Here is a 25,594-nt window from a genome sequence, read left to right on the forward strand (position 1 = left end):
GCAACCGCACCGGCTAGATGTGGTAGATGTCGATGACCTGATTGATGTAGTCGTTCTTCAGCACGACGTACTTGCTCAGGATTTGCGGCTCGGCGCCGTTGAAGTCGATCACGTAGCGCGACATGCCGAAGTAGCTGTAGTTCGTCTTGTAGCGATGGCTCAGCGTGTGCCAGTTGAAGCGCACCGTGTACACGCCGTTCTCCACGCTCTCCACTTCGACGTTCGCGACGTTGTGGCTCGTGCGCGTATCGGGCATCGTCGCGCTCGAACGCTCGGTCTTGATGCGGAACACGCGATCTTCGAGGCCCTGGCGGTTCGGGTAATAGATCAGCGAGATCTCGCGCTGCGGATCGGTGACGAGCTTGTCCTCGTCGTCCCACGACGGCATCCAGAACGACGCGTCCGGGTGATAGCAAGCGAGCCACTCGTCCCATTGCTCGTCGTCGAGCAGGCGGCTTTCGCGGAACAGGAAAGCCTGAATATCGGTGATGGCGATGTTGCTCATGCGCGGCTCCCCGGCGCGTTCAGCGCCTTTTTCATCGTGTCGATCCAGTAGCGGTGCTGCACCGTGTAGAGGCCTTCGTCTTCGGTCTTTACACCGCTCATCACGGGGTTCAGGCCGATCTTTTGCGCGGCTTCGTCGGCGCCGTCGATCCAGTGCTTCGAACCGCGGCACATGTCGTTCCATTCGACCGCGCGGGCCGCGTAGCCCAACTGGCAGGCGCGGAATTCCTCGAGGTCGTCGGGCGTGGCCATGCCGCTCACGTTGAAGAAGTCCTCGTATTGCCGGATGCGGCGCGAACGCGCTTCGTCGGATTCGCCCTTCGGCGCGATGCAGTAGATCGTCACCTCGGTCTTGTTGACCGACAGCGGCCGCAGCACGCGAATCTGCGAGCCGAACTGGTCCATCAGATACACGTTCGGGTAGAGGCACAGGTTGCGCGAGTTCTGGATCATCCAGTCGGCGCGCTCGGCGCCGCAGCGCGCGGCGAATTCCTCGCGGCGGCTGAAGTTCGGACGGTCTTCGGGATTGGCCCAGCGCGTCCACAGCAGCATGTGGCCGTGCTCGAACGCGTAGAAGCCGCCGCCCTGACGGCCCCAGCTGCCCGCATCCATCGCGCGGATCTTGTCTTCGCGGGCGTTTTCTTCCCTGCGATGATTGGTCGTCGCCGCGTAGTTCCAGTGCACGGCCGACACGTGATAGCCGTCCGCGCCGTTTTCGGCGGTCAGCTTCCAGTTGCCTTCATACGTGTAGGTCGATGAGCCGCGCAGCACTTCGAGACCGTCTTCCGACTGGTCGACGATCATGTCGATGATGAGCGCCGCCTCGCCGAGGAACGTCTCGAGCGGCGGCACGTCATCGCTCAGGCTGCCGAACAGGAAGCCACGATAGTTGCCGAAGCGCGCGAGCTTCTTCAGGTCGTGCGAGCCTTCCTTGTTGAAGCAGTCGGGATAGCCCGCGTCCGACGGGTCTTTGACCTTCAGCAGCTTGCCGCTGTTGTTGAAGGTCCAGCCGTGGAATGGGCACGTATAGGTCGCCTTGTTGCCGCGCTTGTGACGGCACAGCATCGCGCCGCGGTGCGTGCACGAATTGATGAACGCGTTCAGCTCGCCCTGACGATTGCGCGCGATCACGACCGGCTGCCGGCCCATATAGGTCGTGAAGTAATCGTTGTTGTTCGGAATCTGGCTTTCGTGCGCGAGATAAATCCAGTTGCCCTCGAAAATATGCTGCATTTCGAGTTCGAACAGACGCTCGTCGGTAAACGCGCTGCGATGCAGGCGGTAGTCGCCGCGCTCGCGGTCTTCCACGAGAAAGTCGTCGATGTTCTTCAGTTGTGGAGTGTGATCCGGATAGATCGGAATCATGCGTGTCTCCTGGTACGGACTGTCGGTATGCGTGCGAAGCACGCGTGTAGGGAGCGGCCTGCCTGCCGGGAGGCCGGCAGGCCGGTTGGTCTTTCACGTCGGGAGTGGAGGCGGTGCGCCTCCGGGCGTTGCGTCAGGTCGCGGCGCGCAAGGGCTCGACCTTCGGCACGAGAGGCGGGATATCGGTGGGCAACCCTTTCGACAGGGTTTCGATTTCAGCGTGTTTCATTGCTGCTCCTGAACTCTTCTAAGTCTTGGATCCCATGCGCGAGGAATTGCCTGCGCCGTCTCCGTGGGGCCGACCGACGCTTCAGACCGGGCCGAGTTGTCAATGCTCGGGAGGTATAATTTTGTGGGGCGTCTACGGTAACTGAAGGATAGTTGTCCGCCATTTGCATCGTCCAACACTGATTTAGTATCGGGACGATACTTAAAAGGTATTTTTATGGAATTGCGCCACCTGCGCTACTTCGTAGCCGTTGCCGAGGAATGCAACGTCACCAAGGCCGCCAAACGTCTGCATATTGCGCAGCCGCCGTTGAGCCGGCAGATCCAGCAGCTCGAAGACACGCTCGGCGTGCAGCTGTTCGAGCGCAACTCGCGGCCGCTGAAGCTGACCGAGGCGGGCCGCTTCTTCTATTCGCACGCGGTGCAGCTGCTCGCGCAAACGACGGAAATCGAGGCGATGACGCGGCGCGTCGGCAAGATCGAACGGAGTTTATCCGTTGGCTTCGTCGGTTCGACGCTGTACGGCATGCTGCCGAAAATCATCCGCCGCTTTCGCACCGAGAACAGCACCGTCGAGCTGAGCCTGCACGAGATGTCGACGATGGATCAGATCAAGGCGCTCAAGGAAGGCCGCATCGACGTCGGCTTCGGCCGCATTCGTCACGAAGACCCGAGCATCAAGCGTGTCGTGCTGCGCGAAGAACGGATGATCGTCGCGCTGCCCCTCGGCCATCCGCTGAGCGACGCGAAGCCGGTGCTGTCGCTGCACGACCTGACCAGCGAAACGCTGATCATCTTTCCGAAGGCGCCGCGGCCCAGTTACGCGGACCAGGTGCTGGCCGCGTTTCACGATCGCGGCCTGAAACCGCAGCGGCTCTACGAGACGCGCGAGTTGCAGATCGCGCTCGGCCTCGTCGCCGCCGGCGAAGGCATCTCGATCGTGCCGGCGAGCGTGTACGGCTTGCAGCGCGGCGACATCGCCTATAAGGACCTCGACGATCAGAACCTCGTGTCGCCGATCATCATGAGCATCCGCATGCTCGACGAATCGGCCGACATCCAGCGCATGCTCGAACTGATCTACGCGCTGTACGACGAACAGCACATGACCTATCTGCCGCCTTCGCATCAGTAGCGCGGTTCGCGGGGTTCGCGGCTAGATGCCCATGCGGGCATCGCCGCAACGAAGTTGTATGGACAAGCTATTTGCCACGGTATAGACCGCGGGTATACGCGAAAACTCGGGCTGCGCCCGCAGCCTTTCAATCAGCCTGACAATCCCGCCCGCAAACGCCCATACGCCTATTCTCCGTCTCCCTCCTGGGTGCGCGTAAGCACTAACCCTGATTGCCGCTCAACGGCCGTACGGGATAATTTGTCTATACAACATCGCACCTCGCAGCATCCCTCCCGGAGACTTTGATGAAGAAACTTGCCCTATCCCTCGCCCTCGCACTCGCCGCCACCGGCGCTTTCGCCAAAGATTGGTCCACGGTCCGCTTCGGCGTCGATGCGAGCTATGCGCCGTTCGAATCGAAAGCGACCGATGGCAAGCTGGTCGGCTTCGACGTCGACCTCGGCACCGAAATCTGCCGCCGTCTGAATGCGAAGTGCGTTTGGGTCGAGCAGGACTTCGACAGCATGATTCCGGCACTGAAGGCGAAGAAGTTCGACGGCGTGCTGTCGTCGATGTCGATGACGCCGAAACGTGCTGAACAGATCGCTTTCTCGTCGAAGCTGTTCAACACGCCGACACGGCTCGTCGCGAAGAAGGGCTCGGGTATCGTGCCGACCGCCGACTCGCTGAAGGGCAAGACGGTTGGCGTCGAACAGGGCACGATTCAGGAAACCTATGCGAAGACCTATTGGGAGGCGAAGGGTGTGAAGGTCGTGCCGTACCAGAACCAGGACGCGGTCTACACCGACCTGCAGTCGGGCCGTCTGGACGCGGCACTGCAAGACGCGGTGCAGGCTGACCAGGGCTTCCTGAAGACGCCGCGCGGCGCGGGCTTCGCGTTCGTCGGGGAGAACATCGACGATCCGAAGATCCTCGGCAACGGCGCGGGCATCGGCATGCGCAAGGAAGACGAAGATCTGAAGATCAAGGTCGACAAGGCGATCGCCGACATGATCAAGGACGGCACCTACAAGAAGATCGAGCAGAAGTACTTCGACTTCGACGTGTACGGCGGCTAAGCCCGCGCGCAACACCACGAGCCCGCTCCACCCGATCGGTAGACCCCGCGCGCATGCGCGGGTCGCTCCTTCAACAAGGACACTCCCATGCTGTTTCAAGGCTTCGGTCCGCTGCTCCTCGCGGGCACGTGGGTAACCATCAAGCTCGCGGTGCTGTCGCTGGCGGCGTCGTTCGCGCTGGGACTTCTCGGCGCCGCCGCGAAGCTGTCGACCAACCGCGTGCTTTCGCGCATCGGCGCGATGTACACGACGCTGATCCGCGCCGTGCCCGACCTCGTGCTGATGCTGTTGCTGTTCTACAGCATCCAGATCTGGCTCAATGAGCTGACCGACATGTTCAGCATGGAGCAGATCGACATCGATCCGTTTCTCGCCGGTGTGATCACGCTGGGCTTCATTTACGGCGCGTACTTCACCGAAACCTTCCGCGGCGCGTTCCTTTCGGTGCCGCGCGGGCAGATCGAAGCGGGCTTCGCGTACGGCATGAGCGCGCGGCGCGTGTTCACCCGCATCCTGTTCCCGCAGATGATGCGCTTCGCGCTGCCCGGTATCGGCAACAACTGGCAGGTGCTCGTGAAGGCCACCGCGCTCGTGTCGATCATCGGTCTCGCGGACGTGGTCAAGGCATCGCAGGACGCCGGCAAGAGCACGCAGTCGTTCTTTTTCTTCACGCTGGCGACCGGGGCCATCTACCTCGCCATCACGACCATTTCGAACCTGGTATTGATCCGCCTCGAGAAGCGCTACTCGATCGGCGTACGGAGGGCCGCGCTGTGATCGAACTGATCCGTCAATACTGGCAGAACTACATTTTCACGGACGGCTTCAATTACACCGGCCTCGTCATCACGCTGTGGCTGCTGGTTGCATCGATCGTGCTGGGTTTCATGCTGGCCGTGCCGCTCGCGATCGCGCGCGCGTCGCGCAACCGTTACATCTCCGGGCCCGTCTGGCTGTTCACCTACGTGTTTCGCGGCACGCCGTTGTACGTTCAATTGCTGCTGATCTACACGGGGCTCTACAGTCTGCATTTCGTCCATTCGCACGCGATGCTCGACAGCTTCTTTCGCAATGCGATGAACTGCACGCTGCTCGCGTTCGCGCTGAACGAATGCGCGTACGCCACCGAGATCTTCGCAGGCGCGATCCGCGAGACCTCGCACGGCGAGATCGAAGCGGCTCAGGCTTATGGCATGTCGAAGTTCAAGCTGTATACGCGCATCATCCTGCCGTCTGCGCTGCGCCGGGCCCTGCCCTCGTACAGCAACGAGGTGATCCTGATGCTGCACGCGACCACGCTCGCGTTCACGGCGACCGTCCCCGACATTCTGAAAGTGGCGCGCGACGTCAACTCCGCGACCTACGCGACGTTCCAGGCGTACGGCATCGCGGCGATCCTGTATGCGGCGATCGTGTTCGCGCTGATCTGGGGCTTCCGCAAGATGGAAATCCGTTTGCTGGCTTATCTGAAACCGCAAGGGCATTAAAGCGCATTCGCGCCATGATGGAGCATACGAGCATGTACAAGCTGACAGTCGACGACCTGCACAAGAAGTTCGGCGACAACGAGGTATTGAAGGGCGTCTCGCTGAAGGCGAAGGCGGGCGACGTGATTAGCCTCATCGGGTCGAGCGGCTCAGGGAAAAGCACCTTCCTGCGGTGCATCAACTTTCTCGAATCGCCGTGCTCCGGGCGCATCACGCTTAACGGCGAGGAAATCAACACGAGCAGGGATCGCAACGGCTCGCTACGCGTGACCCATCCGAAGCAGTTGCAAACGATGCGCACGCGTCTCGCGATGGTGTTCCAGCATTTCAATCTGTGGGCGCATATGACGGTGCTCGAGAACATCATCGAGGCGCCGATCAGTGTGCTGGGATTGAGCCGCGCCGAAGCGGAAGAGCGTGCTCGCAAGTATCTGACCAAGGTCGGTTTGCCGGCCAGCACGGAGAAGAAATATCCGTCGCATCTGTCGGGCGGTCAGCAGCAGCGCGTCGCGATTGCTCGCGCGCTCGCGATGGAGCCGGAAGTGATGCTGTTCGACGAACCGACTTCGGCGCTCGATCCCGAGCTCGTCGGCGAAGTGCTGCGCGTGATGCAGGCGCTCGCCGAAGAAGGCCGCACGATGATCGTCGTCACGCACGAAATGGGCTTTGCGCGCAACGTGTCGAATCATGTCGTGTTCCTGCACAAGGGCAAGATCGAGGAGCAAGGGCATCCGCATCAAGTGCTGACGAATCCGCGTAGCGAGCGGTTGCAGCAGTTTCTGGCGGGGCGGTTGAAGTAGGAATGGCAGGGTATGGCGCGTGGTTCAGCCTCGCGCCTTACCCCGAATCATCCGCGCACGAATGCGCCACTCACCGGAGGGCCCCCGCGTAGGCCCGGAATTGCAGCAATTCGAAGTATTCTGGGTGAAGGATGAGGACCTTGCCCCGCTACGGGGCAAAAATCTCATCGCTCGTTTGCGCGTGAAACCGGATCAGTTCCCGTTTCCCTAAGCCGTTGGCCTAATCACGCTACCGCAGAGGTTGAATCTGCTATCAGAGCGCCGACTACGGATTCAACACCACCCACGCGTCCCCATCGACCGCAATCTTCACCGCATCGAGGCTCGCCCCCGCACACGGCCCCTCGATACAGCGTCCATCTTCGAAGCGAAACAACGCGCTGTGATGCGCGCACATCAACACCTGCGAGCGATAGCACAGCACATCGCCGGGTTCGAAATCGAGCGGCACCGAAAAATGCGGGCAACGGTTCGCGTAAGCCCACACCTGCTCGCCCCGCCGCACCACCACGACGGGCACGCCGGCGGCCGTTGCATCGACGACCCGCGCGCCGCCATCGGGCACGTCGGCAAGCGGACATAGCGGCGTTTCGTTCATCGCTCAGACTCTCCGTTCCGGATTGCCGAGGCTCCAGTCCCACGGGCGAATCTCGACGCAATCGAACAGCCCCGCCTGCATGTACGGATCGTTGCTGACAAACTCCATCACGTCGTCGATACGCTCCGCTTCGACGACCAGCAACGTGCCATTCATCGCATCGCATTGCGGCGCGAGCGTCGGACCGCCGAGGCGCACGAACACACCGCGATGCGTACCGCCGCGCAGCCACGTGCGATGCACCGGACGCACCCGGTCGCGCACTTCGCGCATGCCGGGCTTGTCGGTCGCGAATACCGCGAAAAAACGTGCCATTGCCATCAGCTCCGATCGAGAATGAAGTCGTAGCGCGCTTCGCGGAACGGTCCATCGAAACCGAAGCGGCGCGCGAGTTCGTGATCCGCGGGGCACTCCCGATAGTCGACCATCAGCGACGGCTTCACGCCGAACACCGCGTCCGAACCCAGATAAGGATCTTCGCGATCGAACACATGCGTGACGAGCGTACGATGCCCGGGCGCGTCGATCATGAAGTGCAGATGCGCGGGCCGCCACGGATGCCGTCCGGTCGCTTCGAGCATGCGGCCGACCGGGCCGTCGGTCGGAATCGGATAGCTGACCGGCACGATCGTCGAAATCGCATAGCGGCCTTCGGCGTCGGTGCGAAAACGGCCACGCAGATTGCCGTGCGGCTGCGCGGTGTCCTGTCCCGAGTACATGCCGTTCTCGGCGGTCTGCCAGACGTCCAGTACCGCGTTGGCAAGCGGTTCGCCGTCCGTCGACAGCACGCGCCCATGCACGAGCGCGGGCGTGCCCGGCGTGAACGCGATGTTCTCGCCATACGCGCGCTCGGGCATGCCGCGAATATAGAACGGCCCGAACACGGTGGTGTCGGTGGCGCCCGTCGCGAGCCGGTGATTGATCGCGTCGACCAGCATCGATACGCCGAGCGTATCCGACAGCAGAATGAATTCCTGGCGCACGAGGTCGTCGCACATCTTGCCGGTGTCGGTCAGAAAGCGGATGGCCGACATCCATTCGGCCTCGGTCGGCTCGACTTCGCGCACGAACGCATGCATGTGCCGCACGAGGCTTTGCATCAGCGTGCGCAGCCGATCGTCGGGCGTGCCGGCGAAGCTTGCTACCACCTGCTCGGTCAGGGCCTGCTCGGCCTCTTTGCTGTCTGTCGACATGTCTTCCTCCATCTATTGTTTGGGCGGCGCTGCGTTCTCCGGCGCTCAGACGGGTTCGGCACCCTGCCACGCCCGTTGCAGCAGCGCGCGGATCGCATCACGCTCCACGGGACGCGGGTTCGCATACGGATTCTTGCACGCGAGATCGGCCGCTTCGTCGAGTCCCTCCTCGGGCATGCCGATCTGCGCGAGCGCCAGCGGAGTGCCGAGCGCGCGGTTCAGTTCGAACAGCAGCGGACCCGCGTCGGCCGCGCGTTCGCCGCCGAGTGCGCGTGCGACGCGCGCGAGCGCAGCGGGCGCGGCGCCGTGGTTGTAGTGTGCCGTATGCGGCAGCATCGCCGCATGGGTTTGCGCATGCGGCAGGTTGAACGTGCCACCGAGCGTATGACAAAGCTTGTGATGCAGGGCCATGCCGACCGCGCCCAGACAGGTGCCCGCGAGCCACGCGCCGTACAGCGCGCCGCTGCGCGCGGCGGCATCGTCCGGTGCGCGCACGATCGCGGGCAGCGCTTCGCCGAGCGCGCGGATCGCTTCCTCGGCCATCAGGCTGATCACCGGGTTCGCGTCTTCCGCATACAACGCTTCGACCGCATGGGCCATCGCGTTGATACCCGACGCGGCGGAAATGCCCGCCGGCAACGACAACGTCAGCGACGGATCGTAGATCACCGTGCGTGGCAGCACGCGCATATCGCGTCCCGTGCGCTTCAGACGCCCTTCCGTGAGGCCGTAGATCGGCGTCATCTCGGAGCCCGCATAGGTGGTGGGCACGGCGATGATCGGCAACGACGATTCGAGCGCGATCGCCTTGCCGAGGCCGACCGTCGAACCACCGCCCACCGCGACGCAGCAGTCGGCATCGAGCGCGGCCGCCGCATCGCGCGCCGCGCGAGCGACTTCGATCGGCACGTGCATCACGGCTTGCGCATGCACACCCGCCGCGCGCTTGCCGAGCACCTCCGCGACCCGCTCGGCCAGCGCGTGCTGCTCGGGTGTCGCCAGGATCAGCGCGCGCTTGGCTCCTAACCGTTCGACCTCCGCGGGCAGCGTCGCGAGCCCGCCCCATTCGAACACCACACGCGACGGCGTGCCCTGATAGATGAAGCGCTCCATGCGGCCCTCAGCGCTTGAAATGCGGCGGCACGTTGCCGTCGACGTTGACCCACACCGAGCGCGCTTCCGTGTAGTCGTGCATCGCCTCGAAGCCCATCTCGCGGCCGTAGCCCGACTGTCCTACACCGCCGAAAGGGCTGCCCGGATTGACGCGCTTATAGCAGTTGACCCAGCACATGCCCGCATGGATTCGCGCGGCCATCGAATGCGCGCGCGACAGATCGCGCGTCCATAGCCCGCTGCCGAGGCCATAGTCGGTGCCGTTGGCGATCGCGAGCGCTTCGTCGTCGGTACGGAAACGCAGCACCGTGACGAACGGGCCGAACACTTCCTCCTGCGCGACGCGGTCGTTCGGACTCGCGGCCTCGACGACGGTCGGGCGCACGTAGTAGCCGTTCGCAAGCGATGCATCGCTCGGTGCAGTGCCGCCGGTCAGCACGCGGCCGCCCTGCTGACGCGCGATGTCGACGAACGCCAGCACGCGTTCCTGATGCTGCTTCGAGGTGAGCGGCCCCATCTCGGTGTCGGCATCGAGCGGATCGCCGAGCCGGATCGACGACGCCAGCGACACGAAGCGCTCGAGGAACTGATCGGCGATGCGCTCGTGCAGGATCAGCCGCGAGCCCGCGATGCACGCCTGGCCCTGGTTGTGGAAGATCGCCCAGGCGGCGCCGTTGATCGCGGCATCGAGGTTCGCGTCATCGAACACGATGTTCGCGCCCTTGCCGCCGAGTTCGAGCTGCACGCGCTTCAGATTGCCCTGCGAGGCCTCGACGATGCGCCGCCCGGTCGCGGTCGATCCGGTGAACGCGATCTTGCCGACGCCCGGATGCTCGGCGAGCCGCTGCCCCGCCGTATGACCATAGCCCGCGACGATGTTGACGACGCCCTCGGGAAAACCGACCTCGGCCATCAGCTCGACGATGCGCAGCGTGGACAGCGGCGTGATCTCCGACGGCTTCAGCACGACCGTGTTGCCGGCCGCGAGTGCCGGTCCCATCTTCCAGCTCGTGAACATCAGCGGGAAATTCCACGGCACGATCTGCCCGACCACGCCGATCGGCGCGCGCTGCACGTAGTTCAGAAACCCCGCTTCGACCGGAATCACCGAGCCTTGCAGCTTGTCGGCCATGCCGCCGAAGTAGCGAAAGCATGCCGCCGTGCGTGGCACGTCGAGCGAGCGCGAATCGCGGATCGGGTGGCCGGTGTCCAGCGATTCGAGTTGCGCGAGTTCCTCGGCATTGGCCTCGATCGCGTCGGCGAGCTTCAGCAGCAGCCGGCCGCGTTCGGCGGCGGGCAGCGCGGCCCACTTCGGGAACGCGCGCGCGGCGGCAGCGACGGCCAGATCGACATCGGCGGCGGTGGCCGCGGCGATCTGCGTGATCAGCGAGCCGTCGTGCGGATTGAGCACGTCGATCGTGCCGCCTTCGACGGCGTCAGTGAAGCGGCCGTCGATGAACAGTTGGGTTTGCATGAATGATCCTCGGTGAATGCGGGCGCGCGGCTCTTCAATCGAGCCTTCAGAAATCGACGGGGTACGGCTTCAGCTCGCCGCTTTCGTAACGCTTCGGCAGATTCGGCGTCGCGTTCTCCCACACGAGCAGCATCGAGCGCTTGGTCGAGTAACCCTGATGGCGGATGTCGGCCGGCATCGCGCAGATGTCGCCCGCACGCATCGTGATCCGCGCGCGCGGTGCGCCGGTGTTCTTGTCGCCGATGTCCCAGACGATTTCATCGGACAGTTGCAGGAACCACTCGACCCGATCGTTGCCGTGAAACACCGGCAGGATGTATTCCTCGGTGGTCGGGCAGAACAGGCTCTGGCCGCACACCGACGTAACCGACGGATTCCACGTGACGTCCGAGCGCGACAGATACTTGAACAGATTGAACGCGTGCAGCTGGCCCTCGAAGCCGGGCTCGACGTGCACCTCCGGATCGTCCTGCACGACGTCGGCGAACGCGCGGTTGACCGGCAGTTCGTCGCGCAGCGGCGAGTCGCCTTCGAGGCCCGGCATGCGGCGTGTCGCGATGCGCGTGCGCTCGATCGCGGCGTCGTTGTCGCCATGCTTGCGGCCGAACGCGGTGCCGGTTTCCTCGGGTGCCGCGAACGGGTCGAAGCCTTCGTTGGTCCAGTCGTGCAGGATCGCCTTGAAGGTCGCCATGATCGTGGGCGTCTCGAAGGTCTCCATGTAATCGACGCCCGCGTCCTTCATGATGCCGTTGAACGAGCCCGCATACACGTCGACCTTGCCGTAGTGATTGCGCGTGCCGAACACGTGGTCGAAGTTGACCCAGCCGTAGAAGAAGCCCCAGGCGACGTCGCGCATCATCGCGCGCAGGAACGCATCGGCCGGCACCGCGTGGGTGCGGGTCTGGCCTTTCGCGGGCCAGTTGATCTTGACGAAGTACTCGTCGCGCAGGAATTCGAACGCGCCGAGCGTGAAGCGGCGATAGCCGGTGACCGCGTCGGGTTCGCTGGCGCGCACGGTGTCGGCGGCGAAGCCGGCCGGGTGATCGAGGGTTTCGAGGGATGCCATGTCTTGTCTCCTAACGTGTGCGTATCAGTGCAGGCAGATATCGGCCCACTTCTCCACCGACAGTTCACCGCGCATCGTTTGCACGAGCACGACGCCGGGCTTTTGCGCGCTGAAGCGATATGCGCAGCCGGCCGGCAGCAAAGCCTGATGACCGCGACGCAGCACCACGTAACCCATCGCGCGGCCGGCAGGTTGCGCGCCCGCTGCGACGGTGCCCGTGCCACTCTTCGGCGGATTGTCGAGCTTGACGAAATCGATGCGCACTTCGCCGTCCATCAGGATCGCGAACTCGTCGTGCGCGCAGGCGAACCATTGCGATTGGCCTTCGGTGCGCAGCGCCTCGATCACGTAGTCGAGATTCTTGCCGACTACGACCTTCTCGTAGGGCGCCGACTCGGAAGCGACTTCGAAGATGTTGGAAAACACGTAGTGGCGCGCTTCGCCGCTCGTGATTTCGATTTCGCCTTTGCGGTAGCCGTCGAGCGAGCCAAAGACGGTGTGGAATGACTGGTCGGTCATTGCTGTCTCCTGTGTCGATCGGAGTTGGCGCTTTAGCTGTCGACCGGTGTTGGCGCTTTAGCGCCTACTCCGGTCCCATGCAAAGCTCTTGCTCCGATCCCATGCAACGAAGTTGCGGTTGTTGAATCGGTCTTGTTGGAAGTAACTTTAGAAGCGCAACAGGATGGCAACAACCGGCGATCGGGCGATTACAGCATTTGCACTTTGCAAATAATCGCCGCGTGAATAGCCGCCTTACGTCACCCAGCCACGCTCGATCAGCGGCCGGTCCCACGCGGGTTCGGGACCCAGGTACTCGGCCAGAAACTCGACCAGCGCTTTCACCTTGAGCGCCTGTCGTTGTGTCGCGGGATACACGGCCGCGAAATTCAGCGGCGACAGCGTGTAGTCGGTCAGAATCGGCACCAGCGAACCGTCGAGCAGCGCGGCGCTCGCGACCAGCGTCGGCAGGCAAACGACGCCGCCGCCGGTCAGCGCATAGTCGCGCAGCAGATGCACCGAGTTCGAACGGATCATGCCCGGCAGCTCCATTTCGACGACCTCGTCGCCATGCGCCATGGTCCAGCGATTGCGCGACGGATAGCCCGAATACAGCGCCGTGGTGTGTTGCAGCAAATCTCGCGGGTGTTGCGGCGCGCCATGCTCCTTCACATACGCGGGCGTCGCGCAGAACAGACGCCGCACTTTGAACAGCCGTCGCTCGATCAGCGATTCGGCGATCGGCGGAAAGATCTGGAAGGCGACGTCGAAGCCCTCTTCGATCGGATCGACCACCCGGTCGTTGACGATCACGTCGAGCTGGATGCCCGGATAGCGCCGGTTGAATTCCGCAAGCGGCGCGCCGAAGTGGCCGAGCGCGAAACCCGGCAGCATCTGGATGCGCAAGCGGCCGGTCGGTGTCGCGCGCAACTCGCGCATCTGGTCGGTCAGTTCGTTGACCCGTCCGACCACTTCCGCGCATTCGCGATAGAATGCCTCGCCCACCTCGGACAGTCGCACGACCCGCGTGCTGCGATGAAAGAGCGGCGCGTTGACGAACTTCTCCAGCTGCTGGATGCGCGTCGTGATCACCGAACTCGTCACGCCCAACTGCCGCGCCGCTTCGGCGAAGCTGCTCGTCTCGGCCACCCGTACGAAGGCCTCGATGCTCAGAAAACGGTCCATGCTGCGTCCTTGTCCACTCGTCCAGCCTGTCAGTGTATCTGGGCTGGGGCGCGTGAACGCGCCGCCCGGTCGGCGACAACGGACTCGTTGTCGAGCGCGGCGCCGACCGGTTGCAGCGCATCATTCCGGTTGCTCGCTGGCCGGCAATTCGAGCGACGGCGCAAGCCTCTGACGGCGCACCCGGGCCGGCGCGGTTTCCTCGAGCAGCAGGCTCACGCCGATACCTAGCAGCACCGCGCAGATCGGCAGCCACAAGATGTTCTGAATGCCGAAGTGCGTCGCGACGAAGCCCGCCAATGCCGGTGCAATGCCGCCGCCGAAAATCTCGCCCGCGCCGACGACGATGCCGATCGACGTGGAGATCATGCCGATCGGCGCTGCTTCGGTCGCAACCGGACCGGACAGCAGCGACACGAGTCCGAGCGTGAAGAACGACGCGACGAACAACACCGCGAAAAGCTGCACGGGCTGCGCGCCGAGTCCGCGGAACAGGTACAGCATCACCGCGGTGCCCGCAAAGCCGACGACGCTCGCGACGCGCCGCCCGGTCAGGTCCGACAGCCCCGGCAAACCGAACTGGCCGATGAAGCCGCCAAAGCCGATCGCCGAGACGACGACGCCCATGCGCTGCGTGTCGAGCGACAGATACTCGGTCAGATACAGCGGCAGCATCGCGCCGAGCACGAATACGCCGGTCATCGCGCAGAACAGCGCGGCCATCGCGATCGGGATGTTGCGGCTCTTCAGCACGTCGCGCCAATTGCCGCGTTGGGCCGGGCAGGCGGGCCGCTTTGGGGTAGCTTGCGGCGCGGCTTTCGGTTCGCGAATCACGAAGAACATAAGCACGCCGAGAATCAGCCCCGGCACCGACACCAGCGCGAACACCCAGCGCCACGTGACCACGCTGAGTAATTGCGTCGCGATGATCGGCGACAGCGCGAGGCCGAACAGCGCGAAGCCGCTTTGCTGCAAGCCGAGATTGAAACCGCGGCGCTTCGGATGCGACGCATCGGCGGTCGCGGCGAAGCTGGTCGGGCAGAACGAGCCTTCGGCGACGCCCATCAATGCGCGCACCGCGAGCAGGCTCATCAGGCCGCCGGCGAGTCCGGAGAAACCGGACAGCAGCGAGAACGCCAGAATCGCCGGGATCAGCACCTTGCGGCGCCCGATCTTGTCGGAGATGCCGCCCATCAGCGCCGCGAAAATGCCCCACGACAAGCCGAGGATGCCGATGCAGTTGCCGACGTCCTGCGCGGTCAGATGCAGGTCCTTCATGATCGCCGGAAAGAGCGGCGCGATCAGCCACCGGTCGAGTCCCACGAGGCCGAAGCCGAGGGCCAGCAGCACGACGGCCTTCCATTCGTAGGCCACGTCCCAGTCGTTCGATTTCATCTTTGTCTCCATGTCTGCGTAGGCCGGCCGCTTGGCGCGCGCACGGCATTCGCTGGCGCAAGGGCGCGCCGCCGGGTTCGTCGAATTCAGCAACGGGTGTCGTGCCGCGCTTCGTCGATGCGGCAGCGACGCGGCCAAGATTGGCGCAACTGGGGCGGCTCAGGTACGGGACAAGCGCCGAATGCGGCATTCGTGAATCGCAAATAATCGCGACGCATAGCGCGGCAGCGAGTGTGGGCAAGGCTTGGCGATGAACGACGGCGGCGAATTGGATGCGCCTGAGGGCACCCCAGGAAAAGCCCGGGTAGACGCACGGGAGGGCCGCGGGCGGTTGGCGTTCCACCGGTTTGTTGCCCCGCGCTTTGCCGACCCGCAGGCACGTGCGCATCCGCCGCACGTCATCGCATCAGCCCGACGAGCCCCAGCGCGATCCCCGGCACCAGAATCACCGCGACCAGCGCGACGATATTGGCGACAGGGAACGGAATCGTGCCGCGAAAGATCGTGCGAATCGACAGATCGGGCAGCATCGTCTTCACCGAGCGGCTGGACGATCGCAGCGAAGACGGGATCGTCAGCAGCATCATCGCAAGCGCTTCCATCAGCGAGCCGAGCGCGATGTAGATCATCGTGATCACCGCGATCACGCCAAGCAGCGTCAGATGCAATTCGTGGATCCGCGCGACGAGCGTCCCGGTCATCCCCGATAGCGTGATGTAGGAAACCGGGAATGACTAACCGCGCAGGCGCCCAATGGGCCAGACAGTTAGTAGCGTTTTGCCGCTGTGAGCCGGGCCGCGACGATCCGGCCATTCGCGCCCGATATACTCCCCTCAGCCAAGAACGTCTTTCAGCCACGGGCGGTCATTCGGATCATGAAAGCAACGGACCTCGAACAACGCATCCTCAAACAGTCGCTGCTTTGCACCGTGATGATCGCCGGACTCGGCATCGCGGTCGGGATCCTGAGCGGCTCGCTGGCGATCATCTTCGACGGCATGTTCTCCGCGCTCGACGCCGCGATGTGCAGCCTGTCGTTGCTCGTCACCCGCCTGCTTCAACAGGAGAGCAGTCGACGCTTCCAGCACGGCTTCTGGCACATCGAGCCGCTCGTGCTCGTGTTCAACGGCAGTCTGCTGGCGGTGCTGTGCTTTTACGCTTTCGTCAACGCGGTCAAAGGCCTGCTCGACGGCGGCCACGAACTCGAATTCGGCTGGGGCGTCTTCTACGCGGTGGTGGTCGCCGCGTTTTGCTTCTTCATGTTCTTGCGCGAGCGGCGCGTGAATCGCGTGATCGACTCCGAACTCATCGGCCTCGACATCAAGAGCTGGCTGATGTCGGCGTGCATCAGCTCGGCGCTGCTGCTGGCGTTTTCGATTGCATGGCTGCTCGAACATATCGGGCAAGGCCACCTGACGCCGTACATCGACCCCGGCGTGCTCGCCCTACTGACGCTCGTGCTGATCCCGATGCCGACCGGAACCGTGATCGGCGCGGTCAAGGAAGTGTTGCTGATTACGCCGCCGGATCTGGAGCAGGAGTTGCGCGACCTGATGCAACAACTGACCGCCGACTATGGCTTCGTCAAGCACTCGCACTATGCGACACGCGTCGGCCGAGGCCTGTTCGTCGAGGTGCACATCGTGTTGCCCGAGGCGATGGAGCACGCCGGCGTGCGCCAGCTCGATCAGATCCGCGACAGGATCTCGCGCGCGATCGGTGAGTCGGGCCCGGACCGCTGGTTGACCGTCGCGTTTACGCGCGACCCGCGGTGGTTGTAACGACGCGTTGCGGCGTGCATTCCCATTCCCGTTTCCAGCATGCGCACGCGATCAAAAACGCACAACGAATTTTGTGTGTTTCGCGGCTAGTCCCCGAATGGGTTGCCGGTGTCCTTCACCTCGGTACTGAGGTTGTATTCCGCGCGCATGGCCTTGAGTACGCCCTCGATGTCGCGCTCGAAGCCAATCGCATTGCCAAAGTGGGTCATGTTCCAGTTGCAGCCTGTCTTGTCAGCCTCTTGCAACTGCGGCCGCGGCACGCGAATCTTCACGCCATCGTCGACGATTTCCTGCAGTCGATGAATTCTCCGATTGACCTCCTGCTGAAGCTGCGAGGCGTTAAGCGTCTTGCGTATCATCCTGGGTCTCCTTCCGGTTGCTCGAGCCAGTCTAGCGCAAGTGAAGCGTTTCGCGACCTGGCGCTGCAATGCTAGAAGCGCCGGCGCGCGCGAGTCTGGCGGCTTTAGACGACGCTAGTTGTGCGCCGCACCACACATCCGTCTATTTTCGCTGTCGCTCGCCTGAATTGTTTCCCCGATAGCCAGACCTGCGGATTCCGAGGAACATAGTCATGCGCTGCAAGTTGCCAACGTGTAAAACCGGTGGGGGTAAGCATGGGACAACTCGACTTCAGCACCTTCGAACATGAAGGTTGGGAGCGGGTCGCGCAGGCCTATCATGAGTATTTCGGTGATTTGACCGCGCAGTCGAACCAGGCCATTCTCGAGACCCTTTGCATTCGTCGGGGTGCGCGTTTTCTCGACGTCGCATGCGGCCCTGGCTACCTCGCGGCGGCAGCCGCACTGTGCGGCGCGGATGTCGCCGGCGTCGATTTCTCGGTCGCGATGGTCGACAAGGCGAGACGCGTCTTTCCGCCACTCGAATTCCGCGTCGGCGACGCGGAGGATCTGCCATTTCCTGACGAAAGCTTCTCGGCCGTGGGGATCAGCTTCGGAATGTTGCACTTTGCGCATCCCGAGCGCGCACTCGCGGAGGCGCTTCGTGTACTTCGACCTGACGGCAGAATCGCCTTCACGGAATGGGCGACACCGAACAAGGCGGTGGGCTTCGAAATGGTGTTGAGGGCAATCGAGCAGCACGGGACGACCGATGTGCCCCTGCCGCCGGGACCAGCCCTGTTCCGGTTCAGCGATTGGCAGGAATCGAAGCACATGCTGCTCGAGACCGGGTTCGTCCAACCCGAGATGCGGGAGTTGGACCTCACGCTCGTGCTTCATGCTCCCAATACACCTTTTCATGCACTCCTGCGTGGCGGCGTGCGGTTTTCCGCGTTGCTACATGCGCAGACGCCCGCCGCGCTGGCGGCTATCGAAAGGGCCGTCGCACGCGACGCAGAGGCATATCGCAGCGATAACGGGGACCTGCGGCTTCCGATGAGCTGCATTCTGGCCTCCGCGGTCAAGCCTTAGGGCGCTCGAAAAACCAGCGTTCACGTCCGACAGTTCGGGCTCTATTGCGTGACCCGAACTAGACCGTCGCGGCCAGCTTGAATTCATCGAACCGGGCAACTGGTGGCGGCAGTTCCCTGATTTCCAGGCGGTCCACCAGCGCTCCATGCGCACCGTCGACCAGCCAGTCGCAGATTCGCTCGAGCTCTTCAGCGCGCCCTTGCAACACCGCTTCGACCGACCCATCCATCCGGTTGCGCACCCAACCCGTGATCCCTCGCGCCGTGGCCTCCTCGATGCAAGCCTGCCGGTAACCTACACCCTGCACACGACCGTAGACTCTCACCAGTCTGGTCCGCAAATCGGTATCGAACTGTGGTGTCATGGTGCACGCAACTCCAGGCTGGATAAGCGGCAGCGCGGTTGCCTCTCAACCGCCGCGCATCTCGTCGCTTTCGCCAGCCGAGTCTGTCGCCTCCCAATCCGCCTGCGTCGTTGCGGGTGGCGTCGCCGGCTGGACACGTGTCCACCACGCGGTATTTGCCGGTGCATGGAAGCGAAACTGCGTGCTCCATGCGGCCCAAAACTCCTGCTGCGCGGCTTGAGACGTCGGAAGAACAAAACCTAACTGCTCGGCGAGTGCCGGCAGGTACAGGTCAAACGCCGATTTGACAACGTCGCCCCAGTTTCTTGCCGCAAGAATCGCCAGCCGATATGCGATTACCGCAATAGCGGCCGCAATCGCGGCATTCTGCAAAAGATCGGCTAACACGCAATTGCCGGCCAGCCCGTCCGCAAGCCAGATGTCGAGCGCCCGCACGAACGTAAAGATGGACGTAAATGAACCCAAAACGACGAGTCCGACCAGAAAGTCAACCGGAGCTCTCGCGTCCGCAATGATTGCTTGATAGTCCTTTGGGATGACGGCAAGAAGACGTGGCCATACGAATATGCTGTCGACCTTATAGACTTCGCTCGAGTACCCCTCGAATGCACGCAACGTGTTCCCAAAGGCCGTGGAAAGAACGAGGTTTTCATAGCGAGGGAAATCACGCGCGTTGCGCTCCTGAGTGCGATACAGCCTCGCCCTTACGGTGGCTCTGTTCACCTCGGCTTTTCTGTATTCCGACGATTCTATCGACGCTTTGAGTCGCTCGATCGTACTGTTCTCTGTCTCGAGTTCCGTACGGAGGCGTTCTATAAGGCGCAGCTGACGATTACGGCGGTCGCGCTCATCGCGCTTCCAGGCCTCACGATTGAATGGCCATTTGTATCCTTCGAGGACCTGATAAAACCAGTTGCTCAGTACCATCAAGATCAGCGATAGAACCCATATGATTATGAGGAAAGTAAACAAGCCGCCAACCTTTTCGCTGTCCGAGGTCGCTTTGTTCAGCAAATCGCCAAACACCGGGATATCCGCATTAGCTGCGAGAAAGCCTGTAAAGCCAAGCAGGGCTGGCAAAAAGAAGCCGAGGATAAATGCTTTGTCCAGCAGTTTCGATAGGCCCGAGAGCATCGGCGGTTATCCTTGGCAAGTTCAGCGACGCACTGGCGGCGGGTTGTCGTCATCGGGGTCTTGCTGCGACTGTCCCGGAAGACCTCCGAACTGAAGAGCCCGGTGAACGGCATTCAAATCAATGCTTGCCAGCTTGCTCGGCGGCGTTGCTGAGCCGGAGGTGTCTACCAGATGTTGATAAAGAAAATCGACAACCGCTCTGAGGGCATTGACGGCGCTCGCGTAATCATGTGCAGTCGCCAGGTCATGGACTTCTACGGCCCGCCTCATCACCAGTTCGCGTAGCGGCTCCGGTGCTGATTCATATTGGCGAGCAAACGCGGCGTTGCGCTTGATCTCTTCGAGTTGGTCGATCGCTCTCGACGCACTCCGGCGGGTCTGCCCCCTGGGCACATGCATGGCGGCCAGCCCGACTACTTTGGTCAGCAGTCCGACGATTTCCCGAGACGAGTTTTCTTTCATCTTGGTCCTCCAGGAAGGAGGCACCTTTGCCTCCCGGCCCCGCCCGGTCGTCAGCGCTCGAACCGTTACTCGATGTTAGTACAGCTGTTCGGTAGGAGGAAACAGTAAATCGTGTGCGCTTGCCGCACAGGCGTCGCGGCGGACTTCGCAATAAGTGAATTATCGCCAGGCTTGCTCGCCGCCGTCCCTCCCTGTCACAGGGTATTGCATGCGTCGCCGCCAAGGTTGAAGCGCCCGATTCTCCGCAGGGACCTGTTGGTTCCGGACCGTCTCGGCCCCCTCAAAGTGTCTGGTGCGGCCCACCATCGAATCCGCGTTGCCGCTGTCGTGCGAGCAGCCGACGCGTATGCAGCCGGCCGGCCGCACGCTTGCCCGACAGACCGCTGCGTCGGCACAGCCTTTGCATGCAGAAGCTGCGTCAACCGGAGATAGCCATCATGCGATGTTTTGTGGACTTCGTTCCCAGGCAAGCGGTGCGCGGCAGCGTAGCCGCACTCGCTGCCGCCCTACTCATAGCGGCATGCGGAACGGGCATTGCGGCATTCGCTGGACTGCTTCCGAAATCCGACGGGGTAGCGACTGCAGTGACTGCTACGCCGCTGGTCGAACTGCAGACCACGATGATGAATCTCATCGAATCCGGTTTCGAGGACCCTTCCGCCGCTGCTGATTGATGTTGGGCACGGTTCGGCCCCAACTCTGCTGCCATTGGTTATGCTTCTGTCTGTGTCTTGCGCCTACCGCGTACTGCACGAACATAGGAGCGAAACGTGGCAAGTATCGACTTCGAAAACCTCCGGCAGTTGTTTCCCGTCACCGACGATATTCCAGAGACCGCCCGCCTTGCGGAGCCGATTCATCAGCGGGTTTCGCTCGTCGATGGAGAACTGAAGGCATGGGATGGAAACTGCAAGACCGTGCTATCTCCGGTCTGCGTGCGACAAGCCTCGGGCGACGCTGAACAGCTCGTAATCGGCAGTTATCCGGTCATGGGTGAAGTCGAGAGCGACGCCGCGCTCGACGCGGCCGTGCGAGCCTACGACCACGGCCGCGGTGAGTGGCCAACGATGACTGTCGCGCAGCGCATCGGCTGCATGCAGGACTTCATTCGTCTGATGGCGGCCAGGCGCGATGAGATTGTGAATCTGATCATGTGGGAAATCGGCAAGAGCCTTGCCGATTCGCAAAAGGAGTTCGACCGCACCATCAGCTATATGCAAGACACGATCTCGGCGCTAAAGGAGCTGGACAATAGCAACTCGCGCTTTGTCATCGCCGAGGGCACCATCGGCCAGATTCGCCGCACACCGCTTGGCGTCGTACTGTGCATGGGGCCTTACAACTATCCGCTGAACGAGACGTTCGCGACGCTCATTCCCGCATTGCTGATGGGCAACACCGTCGTATTCAAGCCGCCCCAATACGGCACGCTGCTGTTCTTCCCGCTGCTCGAGGCATTCCGCTCCGCTTTTCCGAAAGGCGTCATCAACACGATTTATGCGCCGGGCGCGGTGGTCGTGCCACACATGCTCGCCTCGGGAAAGATCGACGTGCTTGCCCTGATCGGCTCGAGCAAGGTTGCAGACCATCTGAAGAAGCAGCACCCGAAGTCGCATCGGCTGCGCGCCGTTCTCGGCCTGGACGCCAAAAACGCCGCGATCGTGCTGGCTGACGCCGACATAGACCTCGCCGTGAAGGAGTGTCTGCTCGGTACGTTGTCGTTCAATGGTCAACGGTGCACGGCGCTCAAGATCTTGATGGTGCACCGCTCGATCGTCGATACGTTTCTTGAGCGTTTCAACGCAGCGCTCAAGAATCTGAAGGTCGGTATGCCGTGGGAAAAGGGTGTGTCCATTACACCGCTGCCCGGCATGCATCGCACAGCCTATATGACTCAGGCGATTGACGATGCGAAGGCGAAAGGTGCGGCGGTGGTGAATGAAGGTGGTGGCGTGTTCTGCAAAACGCTTTTCTATCCGGCCGTGGTGTACCCCGTCAAGGAAGGGATGATGCTCTATCGTGAAGAGCAGTTCGGACCGATCATCCCAGTCGTGCCGTTCGATGACATCGATACACCGCTCGAATATGTCATCACGTCGGACCACGGTCAGCAGGTCAGCATTTTCGGCACCGACGCCGCCCAGATCGGCTCGCTGGTCGACCCGCTCGTCAACCAGGTATGCCGTGTCAATCTCAACAGCCAGTGCCAGCGAGGTCCCGACGTCTTTCCGTTTGCGGGCCGCAAGGATTCGGCGGAAGGCACGCTATCGGTCACCGATGCGTTGCGCGCGTTCTCGATCCGGTCCATGGTCGCAGCCAAGGAGACCGACTCGAACAAGACGCTGCTCGACACGATGGTCACGAACCATACCTCGAAGTTCGTGAACACCGGTTTTATCTTTTAGCGCGCGAAGCGGGTCACTGCGCGTCCGGATGAGCCAGGCCCGCTTCCTCGATAACCTGCTCGTATTGTTCCACGCCGACTACGGCTCGGTACTCCTGCATCAGCCGGATGAGCGCCTGCGACGTCTTCGAGATCACGCCGTAGACTTCCAGTTGCTCAGCGTGCACCAGCGCCTGCCCCAAAGTTATGGCCACGTCAGTCTCCTTATTGCAGTTGAACAGCGAGCAAGTCGTTGGCGAACGCGGGCCGGGCGGAGGCGAACTCCATCAGGTCGACGAAGCCCTTGCTGACCGCAAACTCATGCAGCGCATCATTGCCGCTGTCAGCCTTGATGCGACCGTAGCTTTCGACCATTTTCAGGTCCGTAATCAAGTACATCATCTCAACCTCTTTCTGCCGGGAATGCCCCGAGTTGTTACGTGCGTAGTACGTGCGTAGCGCGGCGGAAAGGTGCACTCCGTCGCGCCGTTTTCCTGTCCTGCTACGGTTGGAAGCGTAGGTCGCGTCGCTTAATTCAAGCTTAAACAATGCCAGGTAGAACGCTACCTCGCGATGAAGCGAGACCAGGACAACTACATGCAGAAGCCGTCGCGACGTCCCATTGACGCGCCAATAAAAAAAAATGCCATCCAGTCGCTCAACTGAACGGCATTACCGCTTCGGCGGCGTTTTCTTTTCCCAGTTACGGGATCACTAATCCCAGCCGAAAATGGCGAGCGTGGATTCCCCTTCCCGGATGCGACGCATCTGATCTGCTTCCCTGGCCTCACGAGCTTGCGCAGCGGCAATCACTTCAGCAACACGGGCTACCGGAATCGCGACCACACCGTCTTCATCAGCGACGATAAGATCACCGGCTTCAACCGTCACTCGCCGCCGCGACGCAACGACCGGATTGCGTCATCGGGCTTCGCCTCTTCAATCCCGCCAACGTGATGCGGCTCACCGAGGTGCCCCGCACATCGTCGACATTGATTGGAGACACAGAACGCCGCGCGCAGCCTCGCCTCATTGATCGGCAAGGTTGCGATCGTCGTTGTCGCGTCCGAGGCGGCGGCGGATCCACGCCGCACATTGCCGATGCTCCCCGCGGTGCATAGGCGAATGAGCGAAACGGTCGCGGCGGGCGTCCGCCACTTCCGCGAATTCGACGGCGCGCTCGTAGCGACGGCGGTTTATACCTGGTCACGGCGACTCTGCGACCGCGTACCGCGACCTGGCCGGCTTGGCAACAATGCCGATGGTTGGCCGTTGGAGGACATAAGGTAACAGCGACTGCTCGACCATTGGATGACGGCAGGTTCGCGTTTCCGTGGACCTCTCGACGCACAGTTTATTAATAATCAAACATTAAACGCGACCTAATGTTTGAGTTTTTCGTCGAACACCACCGTGACGATCGACGACGCTCTTTACGAGCGCGCTCTTGAGCTTGCCGACCCTGACATGGACAAAGCAGACCTGTTTGGGGTGGCAATTCAGACGTTTGTTCGCGTTCAGGCTGGTAAGCGCCTGGCGGTCCCAGGTAGTGCGGCTCCTGATAGACCCGACATCCCGCGGCGCAGAGCGGAGCCAGCGGCCAATGAGCGTCCTCATTGATACGTCTGTATGGGTCGATCATTTCCGTCTCAGCAATCCGAGACTTGTTCAACTGATAGTCACGATGTCAACGACAAGCCAGTGCACGAATATGCGGCAACGAATGAACCGCTCACGCGCTTTCCGCTGCTGCGAAGCGTATCGGTGAACATGACGTCGATGGAGTAATCCAACCTGACCATCGGCGTGTCCCGATCCGGAACTGTCTTTTGTTCGCGCCCATCGACACCTCCCGAACCAGTTCGGTCGATACAAGCCGGAGTGGAAGTTCCTCGTCAAGGCGAGAGTAGCCCAGGAGATGCGATCGCGTATCGCGCGTTCCTGCGCCACCCGTCGCCGCGCCGATCCCCGTATGGGATATGCAAACCCATGCGTGAACGATGTCGGCAACCGGGGTCGAGGAAAATCGATCAGTCTGCGAAGAACTCGAGCACCATACGGTTGAACTTCTCCGCATGCTCCCACTGGGCCCAGTGGCCACAGCGGTTGAATACGTGCAGTTCGGCGTTGGGCATACCCCACAACAGGCGCAGGCCAATATCGTACGGCACGAAGCGGTCGTCGCGGCCCCAGATGATCATCGCGAACGCCTTGATTTCACCGAGGCGCGGACCGTAGTCGCTGAACTGCTTCGGATTCGCAGCCAGACTCTTGACCCAGTTCTCGAGGTGATCGCGGCGCGACAGCATGTTGTCCACGCGCAGCTGCAGCAGTTCGTCGGTCAGCGAGCTCGGATCAAACACGAAGATGTTCATCATGCGCTTGACGTTCTCGAGCGTCGGCTCGCGGTAGACATGATTCAGCAGCTTGATGCCCTCGGTCGGCATCGGCACGAACTGGCTCGGGCCGCCGGTGCCTCCGCCCATCAGCACGAGCTTGCCGACGCGTGACGCATTCTCCAGCGCAAACGCCGTGGCGCTGTGGCCTCCCATCGAGTTGCCGATCAGATGCGCGCGCTCGACGCCCAGGTGGTCGAGCAGGCCCTTGACGATGCGGCCGTTGAAGTCCGAGCGCGAACCCTTGGTGTTCACGAACGCATCGCTCCTGCCCCAGCCCGGGAAGTCGAGCAGGATCACGCGATAGCCGGCCGCCGCGAGCGGCTCGATGTTGCGGTGGAAGTTGGCCCAGCCGGTCGCGCCCGGGCCCGAGCCATGCAGCATCATCACGACTTGGCCCTCGGCCGGGCCCGCGTCGTTGTAATGCACCTTGTAATCGGTCTCGCCGTCGCGAATCGTCGCAAAGCGGCTGGTATTGGCTTCAGTGTAAGTAGCACTCATGTGCGAATTCCTTGCGTGATTGTTCGATCGGAATATGGGGCAGA

Annotated in this window: 31 protein-coding genes; 11 read left to right on the top strand and 20 right to left on the bottom strand. The window is 62.3% G+C overall.

What is annotated here, in order from left to right; all coding sequences use genetic code 11:
• Nucleotides 1–13: 13 nt before the first annotated feature.
• On the bottom strand, nucleotides 14–505 hold the full coding sequence (gene benB / locus AB3X89_RS07035; RefSeq protein WP_368582516.1) for a benzoate 1,2-dioxygenase small subunit: 492 nt from the start codon (nucleotides 503–505) through the stop codon (nucleotides 14–16).
• A complete protein-coding gene (gene benA / locus AB3X89_RS07040; protein ID WP_368582517.1) occupies nucleotides 502–1,869 on the bottom strand; it encodes a benzoate 1,2-dioxygenase large subunit in 1,368 nt (455 codons plus the stop codon). The genes benB and benA overlap by 4 nt, the downstream gene beginning before the upstream one ends.
• Before the next feature lie 445 nt (nucleotides 1,870–2,314).
• On the opposite strand from benA, the gene AB3X89_RS07045 reads away from it, so the two are divergent.
• From AB3X89_RS07045 to AB3X89_RS07065, 5 genes are all read left to right on the top strand, one after another.
• Nucleotides 2,315–3,232: a LysR family transcriptional regulator gene (locus AB3X89_RS07045; RefSeq protein WP_018434770.1), complete on the top strand. Its 918-nt coding sequence runs from the start codon at nucleotides 2,315–2,317 to the stop codon at nucleotides 3,230–3,232.
• Nucleotides 3,233–3,519: 287 nt separating this feature from the next.
• Nucleotides 3,520–4,293, top strand: coding sequence for an ABC transporter substrate-binding protein (locus tag AB3X89_RS07050; RefSeq protein ID WP_368582518.1), 774 nt, complete (start codon nucleotides 3,520–3,522; stop codon nucleotides 4,291–4,293).
• An 87-nt stretch (nucleotides 4,294–4,380) separates the two neighbouring features.
• Nucleotides 4,381–5,070 carry an ABC transporter permease gene (locus tag AB3X89_RS07055; RefSeq protein WP_368582519.1) on the top strand — a complete coding sequence of 230 codons (690 nt, stop codon included), beginning with the start codon at nucleotides 4,381–4,383 and terminating at the stop codon, nucleotides 5,068–5,070.
• The gene (locus AB3X89_RS07060; RefSeq protein ID WP_368582520.1) at nucleotides 5,067–5,780 is read left to right on the top strand and encodes an ABC transporter permease; all 714 of its coding nucleotides are present in this window, start codon (nucleotides 5,067–5,069) and stop codon (nucleotides 5,778–5,780) included. Before AB3X89_RS07055 ends, AB3X89_RS07060 begins: the two co-directional genes overlap by 4 nt.
• A 32-nt stretch (nucleotides 5,781–5,812) precedes the next feature.
• On the top strand, nucleotides 5,813–6,580 hold the full coding sequence (locus AB3X89_RS07065; protein ID WP_176368014.1) for an ABC transporter ATP-binding protein: 768 nt from the start codon (nucleotides 5,813–5,815) through the stop codon (nucleotides 6,578–6,580).
• A 265-nt stretch (nucleotides 6,581–6,845) separates the two neighbouring features.
• Here AB3X89_RS07065 and AB3X89_RS07070 read toward each other — a convergent pair whose 3' ends face one another.
• The 10 genes from AB3X89_RS07070 to AB3X89_RS07115 form a co-directional block, all read right to left on the bottom strand.
• On the bottom strand, nucleotides 6,846–7,178 hold the full coding sequence (locus AB3X89_RS07070) for a Rieske (2Fe-2S) protein (RefSeq protein ID WP_368582521.1): 333 nt from the start codon (nucleotides 7,176–7,178) through the stop codon (nucleotides 6,846–6,848).
• 3 nt (nucleotides 7,179–7,181) lie between these two features.
• Nucleotides 7,182–7,493 carry a YciI family protein gene (locus tag AB3X89_RS07075; protein ID WP_368582522.1) on the bottom strand — a complete coding sequence of 104 codons (312 nt, stop codon included), beginning with the start codon at nucleotides 7,491–7,493 and terminating at the stop codon, nucleotides 7,182–7,184.
• A 5-nt stretch (nucleotides 7,494–7,498) separates the two neighbouring features.
• A complete protein-coding gene (locus AB3X89_RS07080) occupies nucleotides 7,499–8,371 on the bottom strand; it encodes an intradiol ring-cleavage dioxygenase (protein WP_368582523.1) in 873 nt (290 codons plus the stop codon).
• A gap of 45 nt (nucleotides 8,372–8,416) precedes the next feature.
• Complete coding sequence (locus AB3X89_RS07085) at nucleotides 8,417–9,484, bottom strand: maleylacetate reductase (protein ID WP_368582524.1); 1,068 nt, start codon at nucleotides 9,482–9,484, stop codon at nucleotides 8,417–8,419.
• A 7-nt stretch (nucleotides 9,485–9,491) separates the two neighbouring features.
• Nucleotides 9,492–10,958, bottom strand: a complete 1,467-nt coding sequence (locus AB3X89_RS07090) for an aldehyde dehydrogenase family protein (protein ID WP_368582525.1) — start codon at nucleotides 10,956–10,958, stop codon at nucleotides 9,492–9,494.
• A gap of 46 nt (nucleotides 10,959–11,004) precedes the next feature.
• A complete protein-coding gene (locus AB3X89_RS07095) occupies nucleotides 11,005–12,024 on the bottom strand; it encodes a hydroxyquinol 1,2-dioxygenase (RefSeq protein WP_368582526.1) in 1,020 nt (339 codons plus the stop codon).
• 24 nt (nucleotides 12,025–12,048) lie between these two features.
• Entirely contained in the window at nucleotides 12,049–12,543 is a 495-nt protein-coding gene (locus AB3X89_RS07100) for a hydroxyquinol 1,2-dioxygenase (protein WP_368582527.1), read from the bottom strand.
• 234 nt (nucleotides 12,544–12,777) lie between these two features.
• Nucleotides 12,778–13,707 carry a LysR substrate-binding domain-containing protein gene (locus AB3X89_RS07105; RefSeq protein ID WP_368582528.1) on the bottom strand — a complete coding sequence of 310 codons (930 nt, stop codon included), beginning with the start codon at nucleotides 13,705–13,707 and terminating at the stop codon, nucleotides 12,778–12,780.
• A 120-nt stretch (nucleotides 13,708–13,827) separates the two neighbouring features.
• Entirely contained in the window at nucleotides 13,828–15,099 is a 1,272-nt protein-coding gene (locus tag AB3X89_RS07110) for an MFS transporter (RefSeq protein ID WP_368582529.1), read from the bottom strand.
• 398 nt (nucleotides 15,100–15,497) lie between these two features.
• Nucleotides 15,498–15,800 (bottom strand): hypothetical protein, encoded by a 303-nt coding sequence (locus AB3X89_RS07115; protein ID WP_368582530.1) that lies wholly within the window; start codon nucleotides 15,798–15,800, stop codon nucleotides 15,498–15,500.
• 174 nt (nucleotides 15,801–15,974) lie between these two features.
• Between AB3X89_RS07115 and AB3X89_RS07120 the strand changes: the two genes are divergently transcribed.
• Entirely contained in the window at nucleotides 15,975–16,880 is a 906-nt protein-coding gene (locus tag AB3X89_RS07120) for a cation diffusion facilitator family transporter (RefSeq protein WP_368582531.1), read from the top strand.
• 86 nt (nucleotides 16,881–16,966) lie between these two features.
• Here the strand turns inward: AB3X89_RS07120 and AB3X89_RS07125 are convergent, their stop codons facing one another.
• Nucleotides 16,967–17,239 carry a hypothetical protein gene (locus AB3X89_RS07125; RefSeq protein WP_013093856.1) on the bottom strand — a complete coding sequence of 91 codons (273 nt, stop codon included), beginning with the start codon at nucleotides 17,237–17,239 and terminating at the stop codon, nucleotides 16,967–16,969.
• A gap of 255 nt (nucleotides 17,240–17,494) precedes the next feature.
• Here AB3X89_RS07125 and AB3X89_RS07130 point away from each other — a divergent pair, with 255 nt between their 5' ends.
• Nucleotides 17,495–18,310: a class I SAM-dependent methyltransferase gene (locus AB3X89_RS07130; protein WP_368582532.1), complete on the top strand. Its 816-nt coding sequence runs from the start codon at nucleotides 17,495–17,497 to the stop codon at nucleotides 18,308–18,310.
• 58 nt (nucleotides 18,311–18,368) lie between these two features.
• On the opposite strand, the gene AB3X89_RS07135 is transcribed toward AB3X89_RS07130, so the two are convergent.
• From AB3X89_RS07135 to AB3X89_RS07145, 3 genes are read right to left on the bottom strand one after another with little or no spacing between them, the layout of a single operon-like run.
• On the bottom strand, nucleotides 18,369–18,674 hold the full coding sequence (locus tag AB3X89_RS07135) for an acylphosphatase (protein WP_368582533.1): 306 nt from the start codon (nucleotides 18,672–18,674) through the stop codon (nucleotides 18,369–18,371).
• Nucleotides 18,675–18,719: 45 nt separating this feature from the next.
• Nucleotides 18,720–19,808, bottom strand: a complete 1,089-nt coding sequence (locus tag AB3X89_RS07140; protein WP_368582534.1) for a hypothetical protein — start codon at nucleotides 19,806–19,808, stop codon at nucleotides 18,720–18,722.
• 21 nt (nucleotides 19,809–19,829) lie between these two features.
• Nucleotides 19,830–20,270, bottom strand: a complete 441-nt coding sequence (locus AB3X89_RS07145) for a hypothetical protein (RefSeq protein ID WP_368582535.1) — start codon at nucleotides 20,268–20,270, stop codon at nucleotides 19,830–19,832.
• Nucleotides 20,271–20,674: 404 nt separating this feature from the next.
• Between AB3X89_RS07145 and AB3X89_RS07150 the strand changes: the two genes are divergently transcribed.
• Together AB3X89_RS07150 and AB3X89_RS07155 are read left to right on the top strand one after the other, a co-directional pair.
• A complete protein-coding gene (locus tag AB3X89_RS07150; RefSeq protein WP_368582536.1) occupies nucleotides 20,675–20,944 on the top strand; it encodes a hypothetical protein in 270 nt (89 codons plus the stop codon).
• A 96-nt stretch (nucleotides 20,945–21,040) separates the two neighbouring features.
• Nucleotides 21,041–22,675, top strand: coding sequence for an NADP-dependent glyceraldehyde-3-phosphate dehydrogenase (locus AB3X89_RS07155; RefSeq protein ID WP_368582537.1), 1,635 nt, complete (start codon nucleotides 21,041–21,043; stop codon nucleotides 22,673–22,675).
• A gap of 13 nt (nucleotides 22,676–22,688) precedes the next feature.
• Here AB3X89_RS07155 and AB3X89_RS07160 read toward each other — a convergent pair whose 3' ends face one another.
• From AB3X89_RS07160 to AB3X89_RS07170, 3 genes are all read right to left on the bottom strand, one after another.
• Nucleotides 22,689–22,868, bottom strand: a complete 180-nt coding sequence (locus tag AB3X89_RS07160; RefSeq protein WP_368582538.1) for a hypothetical protein — start codon at nucleotides 22,866–22,868, stop codon at nucleotides 22,689–22,691.
• A gap of 10 nt (nucleotides 22,869–22,878) precedes the next feature.
• Entirely contained in the window at nucleotides 22,879–23,130 is a 252-nt protein-coding gene (locus AB3X89_RS07165) for a hypothetical protein (protein ID WP_368582539.1), read from the bottom strand.
• Nucleotides 23,131–23,367: 237 nt separating this feature from the next.
• Complete coding sequence (locus tag AB3X89_RS07170) at nucleotides 23,368–23,544, bottom strand: hypothetical protein (protein ID WP_368582540.1); 177 nt, start codon at nucleotides 23,542–23,544, stop codon at nucleotides 23,368–23,370.
• Between the two features lie 105 nt (nucleotides 23,545–23,649).
• On the opposite strand from AB3X89_RS07170, the gene AB3X89_RS07175 reads away from it, so the two are divergent.
• The gene (locus AB3X89_RS07175; protein WP_368582541.1) at nucleotides 23,650–23,943 is read left to right on the top strand and encodes a hypothetical protein; all 294 of its coding nucleotides are present in this window, start codon (nucleotides 23,650–23,652) and stop codon (nucleotides 23,941–23,943) included.
• Nucleotides 23,944–24,042: 99 nt separating this feature from the next.
• A complete protein-coding gene (locus tag AB3X89_RS07180) occupies nucleotides 24,043–24,273 on the top strand; it encodes a type II toxin-antitoxin system VapB family antitoxin (protein WP_368582542.1) in 231 nt (76 codons plus the stop codon).
• 410 nt (nucleotides 24,274–24,683) lie between these two features.
• Here AB3X89_RS07180 and AB3X89_RS07185 read toward each other — a convergent pair whose 3' ends face one another.
• The gene (locus tag AB3X89_RS07185; protein ID WP_368582543.1) at nucleotides 24,684–25,550 is read right to left on the bottom strand and encodes an alpha/beta fold hydrolase; all 867 of its coding nucleotides are present in this window, start codon (nucleotides 25,548–25,550) and stop codon (nucleotides 24,684–24,686) included.
• Between the last annotated feature and the right edge of the window lie 44 nt (nucleotides 25,551–25,594).

The organism is Paraburkholderia sp. BR14320, from assembly GCF_040948665.1.
Lineage (GTDB): Bacteria > Pseudomonadota > Gammaproteobacteria > Burkholderiales > Burkholderiaceae > Paraburkholderia > Paraburkholderia youngii.

Coding starts and splice junctions, on each gene's coding strand:
- benB (WP_368582516.1), bottom strand. CDS start 505: ATGAGCAACATCGCCATCACCGATATTCAGGCTTTCCTGTTCCGCGAA.
- benA (WP_368582517.1), bottom strand. CDS start 1,869: ATGATTCCGATCTATCCGGATCACACTCCACAACTGAAGAACATCGAC.
- AB3X89_RS07045 (WP_018434770.1), top strand. CDS start 2,315: ATGGAATTGCGCCACCTGCGCTACTTCGTAGCCGTTGCCGAGGAATGC.
- AB3X89_RS07050 (WP_368582518.1), top strand. CDS start 3,520: ATGAAGAAACTTGCCCTATCCCTCGCCCTCGCACTCGCCGCCACCGGC.
- AB3X89_RS07055 (WP_368582519.1), top strand. CDS start 4,381: ATGCTGTTTCAAGGCTTCGGTCCGCTGCTCCTCGCGGGCACGTGGGTA.
- AB3X89_RS07065 (WP_176368014.1), top strand. CDS start 5,813: ATGTACAAGCTGACAGTCGACGACCTGCACAAGAAGTTCGGCGACAAC.
- AB3X89_RS07070 (WP_368582521.1), bottom strand. CDS start 7,178: ATGAACGAAACGCCGCTATGTCCGCTTGCCGACGTGCCCGATGGCGGC.
- AB3X89_RS07075 (WP_368582522.1), bottom strand. CDS start 7,493: ATGGCACGTTTTTTCGCGGTATTCGCGACCGACAAGCCCGGCATGCGC.
- AB3X89_RS07080 (WP_368582523.1), bottom strand. CDS start 8,371: ATGTCGACAGACAGCAAAGAGGCCGAGCAGGCCCTGACCGAGCAGGTG.
- AB3X89_RS07085 (WP_368582524.1), bottom strand. CDS start 9,484: ATGGAGCGCTTCATCTATCAGGGCACGCCGTCGCGTGTGGTGTTCGAA.
- AB3X89_RS07090 (WP_368582525.1), bottom strand. CDS start 10,958: ATGCAAACCCAACTGTTCATCGACGGCCGCTTCACTGACGCCGTCGAA.
- AB3X89_RS07095 (WP_368582526.1), bottom strand. CDS start 12,024: ATGGCATCCCTCGAAACCCTCGATCACCCGGCCGGCTTCGCCGCCGAC.
- AB3X89_RS07100 (WP_368582527.1), bottom strand. CDS start 12,543: ATGACCGACCAGTCATTCCACACCGTCTTTGGCTCGCTCGACGGCTAC.
- AB3X89_RS07105 (WP_368582528.1), bottom strand. CDS start 13,707: ATGGACCGTTTTCTGAGCATCGAGGCCTTCGTACGGGTGGCCGAGACG.
- AB3X89_RS07110 (WP_368582529.1), bottom strand. CDS start 15,099: ATGAAATCGAACGACTGGGACGTGGCCTACGAATGGAAGGCCGTCGTG.
- AB3X89_RS07115 (WP_368582530.1), bottom strand. CDS start 15,800: ATGACCGGGACGCTCGTCGCGCGGATCCACGAATTGCATCTGACGCTG.
- AB3X89_RS07120 (WP_368582531.1), top strand. CDS start 15,975: ATGAAAGCAACGGACCTCGAACAACGCATCCTCAAACAGTCGCTGCTT.
- AB3X89_RS07125 (WP_013093856.1), bottom strand. CDS start 17,239: ATGATACGCAAGACGCTTAACGCCTCGCAGCTTCAGCAGGAGGTCAAT.
- AB3X89_RS07130 (WP_368582532.1), top strand. CDS start 17,495: ATGGGACAACTCGACTTCAGCACCTTCGAACATGAAGGTTGGGAGCGG.
- AB3X89_RS07135 (WP_368582533.1), bottom strand. CDS start 18,674: ATGACACCACAGTTCGATACCGATTTGCGGACCAGACTGGTGAGAGTC.
- AB3X89_RS07140 (WP_368582534.1), bottom strand. CDS start 19,808: ATGCTCTCGGGCCTATCGAAACTGCTGGACAAAGCATTTATCCTCGGC.
- AB3X89_RS07145 (WP_368582535.1), bottom strand. CDS start 20,270: ATGAAAGAAAACTCGTCTCGGGAAATCGTCGGACTGCTGACCAAAGTA.
- AB3X89_RS07150 (WP_368582536.1), top strand. CDS start 20,675: ATGCAGAAGCTGCGTCAACCGGAGATAGCCATCATGCGATGTTTTGTG.
- AB3X89_RS07185 (WP_368582543.1), bottom strand. CDS start 25,550: ATGAGTGCTACTTACACTGAAGCCAATACCAGCCGCTTTGCGACGATT.